General features: G+C 40.3%; 2 protein-coding genes. One reads left to right on the top strand and one right to left on the bottom strand.

Features of this window, described 5'->3' with window-relative positions; all coding sequences use genetic code 11:
* Positions 1 to 301 precede the first annotated feature (301 nt).
* Entirely contained in the window at positions 302 to 1,195 is an 894-nt protein-coding gene (locus tag ABY436_RS19965; protein WP_372740674.1) for a PEP-CTERM sorting domain-containing protein, read from the top strand.
* Between the two features lie 73 nt (positions 1,196 to 1,268).
* Here ABY436_RS19965 and ABY436_RS19960 read toward each other — a convergent pair.
* Positions 1,269 to 2,142 (bottom strand): ThiF family adenylyltransferase (locus tag ABY436_RS19960; RefSeq protein ID WP_372740673.1); only part of this gene is annotated, 874 nt, incomplete at its 5' end.

Below are 2,142 nucleotides of genomic sequence, written 5' to 3'. Positions count from 1 at the left end.
TTGTTGTATACCTTTCTGAGTTGCATGAATAAATAATCCATTTATCAAAGTGTCAGCTTTTTTAACAGTTTTTTTATAGTAATTTCAATAAGTTATGCTTTATACGAAATGAACTCTGGATTTAGCAATTATAAGTGTCAGGTATTTTTACAGAGATTATTTTTTAAGTGTATGAGGAAGTTTCATTTTTATTTTTTATTCAATAAAATCAATTTGTTATAATTTATTTTGAAAGTTGGTACGGGTGTTGCTTTGTAATGATTAACAGAAACAAAATGTATTACTAGACGGGGTGAACAACATGAAACGGATACTATTAGCAACATTGCTGGCTGCAAGTGGAAGCGTCACCGCTGCGCCATTTTATATGGATGTCGGAATTGACGTTGGTGGAGTAGGTGTAGTCGATGATAAAGAATGTGCTACTTGTACATCATTAAAAGATCAGTTCACATTTACTTACGAATCATCATCAGTTATCACTGACGATGTAGGTCCTGCGGGCATCAGTACTGGGGATTCGATTAAAACCCAGGCTGGCTACGATGGAAGTACTAACACTTTCGCCGCTGGTACTCTCGGAACTAACCAGTTCACCGGCTTCCTGCCTGCTGAGACATTTGGAGCTAATTCTGACAATGGTTATGGTGGTTCTAACTGGATCATTACTTTTGGTATTAAGGACTGGGCAGGTACGGTAACAGTTGATGGTTCAGGTGCTGTTTTGCCTAATTATGGTCCGGGTTTGTTAGAGTTTTATCTAACTACTGATGGCACTACATTCAATAACTTTATGGATGTTAAGTTGTCGACAGGGTTTGTTACAGGAACAGGTAGTGTCATTCTTGGAGAAGTTGATTTTACAAGCGTAGATGCAGGATTTAATAACTTGTTCAATGTCGCTGATCCTGGACAGTGTGGCGGGTTGAATGGCTTTTATGATATCTGGTTTACATGTGGCCCAACAGGATTGGATAGTCTGTCGATTGACTTCACCGGTGCATTTGATAGTGATGTTACGGTAGCTCAATTTACTCAACTTACCGCTGATACATTCGGCATTACTACCGATCATGATGGTAGTGGTAGATTTGATGTTCCAGAGCCAGGTACTCTTTCTCTTCTGGGTTTGAGCCTGTTAGGTTTGGGTGGATTCAGAATGCGTAAAGCGGCTGAAAAGAAAATAGCTGCATAATTGATAATTTAGCGGTATTAGTAAGGGAGCCTATGTGGCTCCCTTTTTTATGGTGAAATCAAAATTTTTTCGATTAATTTTCTTCCAGTATTTTTTTAATACGACGGTACATAATCTTTTGTATCGGGTTTTTGTTTCCAAAAGGACGCCAGCTCTTCTTTAGCTTGTTTAAATACGCATCAAAGTGCAGCCCTCGTGGTGCGCAGATGATCTCGCCTCGGTTGAACAGTAGCTTCAGTACTTGTGTGCAGGCGACTCCCGCACTAATCTCTATGCCCATAATTGTAGAGGGCACTTTCTCATGTAAAAAGTTAACAGAAGATCTATCTACCAAATAGTGTCTTTGCAAAACTGTGGGAGAAACACCCATAATAAAATAGATGATTTGATCTTCGAAGCTCAGCCCCTCTAATGCAAAATACTCTTCAAAGCTCATTTTGCCAGGTAAAAAAATCAAGAAGGCGGTGCCCATGCCCATCGGCGCTGCTGTTATGGTGGGTATGCCTAGTTCATAGCAACGCGCAAAGACTTTCCTGCGTATCTCTAAAGCAAAAATATCAAGACTATCGACATACACATCAACATCTTTTAAAAAATCGTCTAAGTTTTCTTCTGTTATGCCGTTGTCGAAGAGCTGAATGTCCAGTTCTGGATTAATATCCAGAATGGTTTCTTGCATCACCTCTGCTTTCGGGCGACCAACCGAAGAGAGTGTGGCGCCATATTGCCTGTTAAAGTTTGGGTAATCAAAATCATCCAAATCGGCAATATTGAAGTTCCCTATGCCTAAGCGTGTTAGGGTAATTAGGTGGCTTCCGCCCACACCGCCTAAGCCGCCGATGGCGATGCGTTTGTTTTTGAGCGCTTTTTGTTCTTCTTGAGTAACCCATCCTATGTTTCTCGAAAAGGCTTGGGAGTAATCGAACATGCTGACTCCTTTGAAAATT

Source organism: Neptunomonas sp. (genome assembly GCF_041601355.1).
Lineage (GTDB): Bacteria > Pseudomonadota > Gammaproteobacteria > Pseudomonadales > Balneatricaceae > Neptunomonas.
The sequence above is the reverse complement of the archived record's forward strand: the minus strand, read 5'-3'. Positions and strand labels throughout refer to the sequence as shown.